The organism is Bradyrhizobium sp., from assembly GCF_049581145.1.
Taxonomy (GTDB): domain Bacteria; phylum Pseudomonadota; class Alphaproteobacteria; order Rhizobiales; family Xanthobacteraceae; genus Bradyrhizobium.
In genome coordinates this window covers 1-5,932 of sequence record NZ_JBAURI010000676.1, presented here as the reverse complement: position 1 = coordinate 5,932, position 5,932 = coordinate 1, and the positions used below count along the sequence as shown (strand labels likewise).

General features: G+C 62.0%; 8 protein-coding genes. 4 read left to right on the top strand and 4 right to left on the bottom strand.

What is annotated here, in order from left to right; all coding sequences use genetic code 11:
• A partial coding sequence (locus tag WCB02_RS22065; RefSeq protein ID WP_423961400.1) for a c-type cytochrome occupies nt 1-294 on the top strand: 294 nt, incomplete at its 5' end.
• A 52-nt stretch (nt 295-346) separates the two neighbouring features.
• On the opposite strand, the gene WCB02_RS22060 is transcribed toward WCB02_RS22065, so the two are convergent.
• Nucleotides 347-1,336 (bottom strand): alpha/beta fold hydrolase, encoded by a 990-nt coding sequence (locus WCB02_RS22060; protein ID WP_423961398.1) that lies wholly within the window; start codon nt 1,334-1,336, stop codon nt 347-349.
• A 271-nt stretch (nt 1,337-1,607) separates the two neighbouring features.
• Here WCB02_RS22060 and WCB02_RS22055 point away from each other — a divergent pair, with 271 nt between their 5' ends.
• Nucleotides 1,608-1,793 carry a hypothetical protein gene (locus tag WCB02_RS22055; protein ID WP_423961396.1) on the top strand — a complete coding sequence of 62 codons (186 nt, stop codon included), beginning with the start codon at nt 1,608-1,610 and terminating at the stop codon, nt 1,791-1,793.
• A gap of 276 nt (nt 1,794-2,069) precedes the next feature.
• On the opposite strand, the gene WCB02_RS22050 is transcribed toward WCB02_RS22055, so the two are convergent.
• Both WCB02_RS22050 and ykgO read right to left on the bottom strand, forming a co-directional pair.
• The gene (locus WCB02_RS22050; protein ID WP_423961394.1) at nt 2,070-2,705 is read right to left on the bottom strand and encodes a tetratricopeptide repeat protein; all 636 of its coding nucleotides are present in this window, start codon (nt 2,703-2,705) and stop codon (nt 2,070-2,072) included.
• 86 nt (nt 2,706-2,791) lie between these two features.
• Entirely contained in the window at nt 2,792-2,917 is a 126-nt protein-coding gene (ykgO, locus tag WCB02_RS22045) for a type B 50S ribosomal protein L36 (RefSeq protein WP_006611362.1), read from the bottom strand.
• A 273-nt stretch (nt 2,918-3,190) separates the two neighbouring features.
• Between ykgO and WCB02_RS22040 the strand changes: the two genes are divergently transcribed.
• Both WCB02_RS22040 and WCB02_RS22035 read left to right on the top strand, forming a co-directional pair.
• On the top strand, nt 3,191-4,075 hold the full coding sequence (locus WCB02_RS22040; RefSeq protein WP_423961386.1) for an amidohydrolase family protein: 885 nt from the start codon (nt 3,191-3,193) through the stop codon (nt 4,073-4,075).
• A 72-nt stretch (nt 4,076-4,147) separates the two neighbouring features.
• Entirely contained in the window at nt 4,148-4,900 is a 753-nt protein-coding gene (locus WCB02_RS22035) for a haloacid dehalogenase type II (protein WP_423961384.1), read from the top strand.
• Between the two features lie 217 nt (nt 4,901-5,117).
• On the opposite strand, the gene WCB02_RS22030 is transcribed toward WCB02_RS22035, so the two are convergent.
• Nucleotides 5,118-5,453 (bottom strand): hypothetical protein, encoded by a 336-nt coding sequence (locus WCB02_RS22030; protein ID WP_423961382.1) that lies wholly within the window; start codon nt 5,451-5,453, stop codon nt 5,118-5,120.
• Between the last annotated feature and the right edge of the window lie 479 nt (nt 5,454-5,932).

Sequence of the window (5,932 nt, the reverse complement as noted above, 5' to 3'; positions counted from 1 at the left end):
AAGTGCCTGCCCTGCCACTCCATCGGCGAAGGCGCCAAGAACAAGGTCGGCCCCGAGCTCAACGGCCTCGACGGCCGCAAAACGGGCTCGGCGCCGGACTATAATTATTCCGAGGCCAACAAGAACTCGGGGATCACCTGGAACAAGGATCAGTTCCTCGACTACATCAAGGATCCGAAGGCAAAGATTCCCGGCACCAAGATGACTTTCGCGGGCATCAAGAACGAGAAGGACGCCAACGATCTGTGGGCCTACATCTCGCAGTTCGGCGCCGACGGCAAGCCGAAGCAATAACCGCCTCGATTTCAGGTGAATGAAAAGCCCCGGCCTCCGCGCCGGGGTCTTGTCATGCGATGGGACGACGCGGCGTCGCGGCACGGGCCGCGCTCGCCCGTTCTGTTGCAATGCGCCCGATCATGGCATCGATTTCGGAGATCACGAGATCGGGCGCGACGTTCTGCACCATGTGGCCGACGTCTTTCAACACGATCAGTCTTGCATCTGATACAGCGGCCGCGAACGGACGCGAATGGATGTCGGTCGACACCGTCATGTCGACGTCGCCTGAAATGATCGTGGTCGGCACGCTGATCTCGGCATAGCGCGGCGCCTGCGCCGCGACCGCGGCCTTCAGCGTGACGAGGTCGCGCGCGTTGGCCAGGAATTCGCGCGGACGCAGCAGCAACAGCGTCGCCGTGTCTTTGACAAATCCGTCCGGCATCTGCTGCGGCAGGAAGACCGCGCGGGCCGCGGGCCCGACCAGCAGCAGGCCGAGCGGAAGCGTGACGGTGTAGGCGAGCAGCCGACCGATCCCGGGCGTGGTGACCGCCTTGTTGTACCAGCCCACGCCGCCGCGCCAGGGATGCGTGACCGGCGCCAGCATCACGAGTCCCGCGAGGCGTTCGGAATAATCCAGCGCCATCCGCGCGCCCAGCGCGCCGCTCAGGGAATGAACCACCAGGATAACCTTGCTGATGCCGAGTTTCCCGAGCGCTTCGGCGATCATGCGGGCTTGGATGTCAGGCGTTGCATCCCCATCGACGGACGACGTGCTCCGCCCATGTCCCGGCCGGTCGATCAGGATCACCCGATGGTTGCGCGCCAAAAGGTCGCCGAGCGGCCGACGCATGACCTCGAGATTGGAGCTCGCGCCATGGATCAGCAGAAGCGGCGGATCGGTTGTGTTCCGCGGCCCAAGTTCGACCACATTCAAACGCGCGCCGGCGACAGTCACGGCTTCTCCCAGCGGTGGATAGGCACGATCCAGCACAACCACCACGACCTGCGTGAGGAGCGCCAATATTGCCAACGCCACCACAGCCCCAATTGATATCATTGATATTTTCCGGAGGGTCCTTGCCATACCCCAGTTACGGAAGGCTTTCGACCCGGTTTCGAGGCAGAAATACAACAGGGTTTTCCGATAATGTTCCCACCGCTGTCATACGGTCGTCGTCGGCCATTTTATAACCATGGTCAGCACTTTCTCTGGCAGTCGGGCGAGCATCAAAAAGCGACCGCCACCCGACCTCGTTCACAGCCTCAACGGGAAACGAAGTTCGGGTGACAGGGTACTCCCGCAGGGACAATGGGAAGGGGTTTTTGGAATGAGCTTCAGATCGAACGAAGCCGCGATCGATGAAATCGTGGCGAACTGCGATGGTGACCTGCGCGGCGCGTTGAAAGCACTCCTGCTCGTCAACGAACATCTCGAGGCCGAGATCGCCCAGCTCTACGCGGTCGCCGTGCGGTTCGGGCTGGCGCCAACCAAGAACAACGCCGCCCTTCACTAAACTCGCTCGCCGCCTTCCGTCGTCCCGCCGGCGGAATACGCCTTCGCGCGGGCACCGGCGATCGGACATGCCAGCCTGGCGTGCGCGATGGGTTTGTCGGGCGTTTACCAATCGCATGTCGCCCGCGGTAATCGGGTTGCCGCGGACGGCATTGTTTGGTCGCGCGGCAGCAGGCGTATCGTTTGACGCTCCTGCCGGACTGTCGAACGCAATTGGCCGCGCGTTCGCGGAATAGTTCCATCTCGCCATGGATCGGCGTGGGATCGGTGGCGGCGATCAGATATCGCGGCCTTCGACCTTTTCGCTCAGGGTCTTGACCATCTCCGGCACCTTTTCCAGATGCGGATTGATGTCGAGCGCCTTTCGGAAGGCATCGAGTGCGCGCTTGTCGTCGCCGATGTCCTGCATGATCATGCCAAGCCCTGCGAGCGCACCGAAATGGCGGGGCTCGCGGATCAGCACCTGCTCGATATCGGCGAGCGAGTGGGCGTAATCGTTCTTCAGGTAATACAGCGTGGCGCGCCGGTTCCAGGCTTCGACATAATCCGGACGTAGCTTGATCACGGCATCAAGCAGCTTGATCGCCACGTCAGACTGCTGGGCATCCATTGCAGCCTTGGCACGCATCATCAGGAGCGCCGCCGTATCGCTCGGCGTCTGCAGCCACAGCGCCCAGATCCGCGCCTCGACGTGCTTGGCGCTGTCCTCGTCGGGGGCTGCCTTCAGCGCTCCAAACAGAAAATCCAGTCCGTGGGTCTTGTCGGCGCCTACCTTAGGCAGCTTGGAGGGCGCTTCCGGCAATTTGCGCGGCTTCGCCGGGCTCGACTGCGGGTCATCCTGCGCGAACGCAATTACCGGTGCGCCCGTCATCATCACGGCGATAAGGATCGCCTGGGAGATCTTCAATGCCATGCCTCAAGTCTAGACGCGGAGCGCGGTGCTTGCAAAGCAGCAAAAGCGTCAAAGGCTTGTGAATGGACCGGGCAAGCCGGCCGACCTCAACCCTGCCGCGCCTTGAACCGGCGCTGGACCTTGTTGATGACGTAAACCCGGCCCTTACGGCGGACCAAGCGGTTGGCGCGGTGGCGTCCACGCAACGATTTCAGCGAGTTACGGACCTTCATCGTCGGAATCCTGGTTGCTTTCGAAGGCCGTGATGACGGGCCGGATGATCGGAAAGGATTTTTGCCCGCCGGCGGCCAAACCGCCCGGGTTGGTGCGGTTTCTAGGCCATCGCCCCGTCAAATGTCAACAGAAACGGGCCATTTCGGCTCATTTTCCATCGCGGCTCAGGCAATTTTGCCGCCACCTGCCGCCTCGATCCGCCGCCTTGCCGAATTTGTTATATGATATAATCAAATTGCCAGACCAAAAAACAAAGCCGCCGGGAGCATGCGATGCCCAAAGTGAAATTGCCCGCCATCGACGACGTCGTCGCAATCGACATCCACACCCATGCCGAAGAGCCCTGCGGCATGCATGCCGACGACGGCTATGACGACTTCCAGGCCCAGATGGCGGAGTATTTCAAGTCGCCGAACAAGCATCCGCCCACGGTGGAGGAGACCGCGGCCTATTATCGCGCGAAAAACATCGCCGCCGTGATCTTCCCGGTCGATGCCGAGCGCGAGACCGGATTCCGCCGCTACAATAACGACGAGATGCTCGCGATCGCCGCGAAAAATTCCGATGTCCTGATCCCTTTCGTCAGCATCGATCCGCACAAGGGCAAGCTCGGCGTGCGCGAGGCCAGGCGCCTGATCGAGGAGTATGGCGTCCGGGGTTTCAAGTTTCACCCGACCATGCAGGGTTTTTATCCGAACGACCGGTTGGCCTACCCGCTCTATGAAGCCATCAATGAGGGCGGCGCAATCGCGCTGTTCCACACCGGCCAGACCGGCGTCGGCAGCGGCATGCCCGGCGGCATGGGGATGCGGCTGAAGTATTCCAATCCGATGTATATGGACGATGTCGCAGCCGACTTCCCGGACCTCAAGATCATCCTCGCGCATCCCTCGTTCCCCTGGCAGGAAGAGGCGCTGTCGGTCGCGACCCACAAGCCGAACGTCTATATCGACCTGTCCGGCTGGTCGCCGAAATATTTCCCGCCGATCCTGGTGCGCCACATCAACTCCATCCTGCAGGACAAGATGCTGTTCGGCTCCGACTGGCCGGTGATCACGCCGGATCGCTGGCTGTCGGACTTTTCCAAGCTCGACATCCGCGACGAGATCCGGCCAAAAGTGTTGAAGGCCAATGCGCGCAAGCTGCTTGGCATCTAGGCTTCTTGGCATCTAAGCTTCTTGGCATCCAGGCTGCCTGACATCCAGGCCGCCGACCGTCGAGGTGTAGCCATGACCATCAAAGCCGTCGTGTTCGATGCCTACGGCACGCTGTACGATGTGCAGTCGGTGGCCGATGTCACCGAGCAGGCCTTTCCCGGCTACGGCGGGATCATCACGCAGATATGGCGTATCAAGCAGCTGGAATATAGCTGGCTGCGGTCGCTGATGGGCCGCTACGACGATTTCGCGACCGTCACACGCGACTCGCTCACCTATACCCTGCGGGCGCTGGGACTCACTCCCGAGGATGCGCCGTTTGGCCGCATCATGGACAAATATCTCCATCTCGACCTCTATCCCGATGCGTTGGCCGCGCTCGCGGCGCTGAATGGCCGCAAGCTCGCGATCCTCTCCAATGGCAGCCCCGATATGCTGCAGGCGCTGGTGAGAAACAGCGGCCTCGACCCGGTGCTCGACGCGACCGTCAGCGTCGACGCCAACAAGATCTTCAAGCCGAGCCCACAAGCCTATGCGCTGATCGAAACGAAGCTCGGCGTCGCCCCGCGCGACGTACTGTTCGTCTCCTCGAACCCGTGGGACGCCTGTGGTGCCAAGGCCTTCGGGCTCAACGTCGCCTGGATCGAGCGGGTCACGCCGGAGGCGATGGCGCTAGCCTGCGTCGAGAACGAACGGCTGCCACCGCTCACGATGTTCAAGTTGCTGCGCACACAGATGGATGAACTCGGCGTCGCGCCGGATTGTCGCATCCGATCGCTGTCGGAACTGCCCGCACTGGTGACCTCGCGAGAGCCCTCAATATGAGTCTGGAATCGGTCCACACATTCGTCACCGAGAAGGCGCCCGAAATTGCCGCGATGCCGCTGCCGATCTGTTGCGATGCGTCGTGAAGGCGCTCGGCATCGTGGTCCGGCTGCGGGTTCGGCTCCCAGTGCGCTACACGCCGCCCCCCTCGCGGCTTGCCGAATTGCCATGGGCCGAGTGGGTCGATGGCGAGCACCGACCCTGAGCGCAGTCTCAACTACTGATCATCATTGTCGTAGTCGGGCCGCGGCCGCGCCACCCGACTGCGCTGCGTTCGCTGCCGGGACGAGTTCTGCGCCGCCGCGCTGTCACTGTCGTCGGTCTGAAACACAGCACGACAGCCGTCTGAAAGCTGCGGCACGTTTTGCTTCAGGCAAGCAACGATCCGGTCGACATCGGGAATCCGATCGCCGCACAGCCGCCATACGTCCGGCGTGCAGGCCATCTGCTGCTCCATCGTGCCGCGGTTCTCGTCCGCCAATGCCGACGACAGAGGCGCCCCAATGATGCCGCTGAACATCGCCAGATTAAGGATCACAGCTCGCACGCGCATGACTCATCCCTCTGCTCCCTCAGCCGCACGCCCATCCGGCGCGCCCTGCTGGGTGTCAGGCTCCACAATCAATGAGGCCAGCGGAGGTTCGGACTGAACAACAAAATGTGAGGCTCAGGAGGCGCCTTCGGCCGCTCTCCCAGCGCCGTGAACATGGCAGACCGGCCGCCCCAGTGCGTCCAGAGGAGCGCAGGGAGTCATTCCCGATGCCAACGGCCGCGAGTTTGCGTGACAAACCAGACAAAACGGTTGACGGCGAACCCGCCCAAACCGCGACGGGGCAGTAGCTTCTTGACGTGGCGCAAGGGACAACCCTGCCATGTTGCTACCGTTGAAATAACGCTCCGGAATCCACGTTTCGTTGACGGAACTTCGGCATCGGGCGCCGGTTGTTCCCAATTCCTGTCGCGCTGCCGCGAACGAGACGTTCGGGGTGGTCAGAGTACCGAGAGTACGATGTCAAAGGCCAAATTATCCAT

What these genes read in the sequence shown, in the direction of transcription:
- WCB02_RS22055 (WP_423961396.1), top strand. Translation starts at nt 1,608, where the DNA reads ATGAGCTTCAGATCGAACGAAGCCGCGATCGATGAAATCGTGGCGAAC.
- WCB02_RS22060 (WP_423961398.1), bottom strand. Translation starts at nt 1,336, where the DNA reads ATGATATCAATTGGGGCTGTGGTGGCGTTGGCAATATTGGCGCTCCTC.
- WCB02_RS22035 (WP_423961384.1), top strand. Translation starts at nt 4,148, where the DNA reads ATGACCATCAAAGCCGTCGTGTTCGATGCCTACGGCACGCTGTACGAT.
- WCB02_RS22030 (WP_423961382.1), bottom strand. Translation starts at nt 5,453, where the DNA reads ATGCGCGTGCGAGCTGTGATCCTTAATCTGGCGATGTTCAGCGGCATC.
- WCB02_RS22050 (WP_423961394.1), bottom strand. Translation starts at nt 2,705, where the DNA reads ATGGCATTGAAGATCTCCCAGGCGATCCTTATCGCCGTGATGATGACG.
- ykgO (WP_006611362.1), bottom strand. Translation starts at nt 2,917, where the DNA reads ATGAAGGTCCGTAACTCGCTGAAATCGTTGCGTGGACGCCACCGCGCC.
- WCB02_RS22040 (WP_423961386.1), top strand. Translation starts at nt 3,191, where the DNA reads ATGCCCAAAGTGAAATTGCCCGCCATCGACGACGTCGTCGCAATCGAC.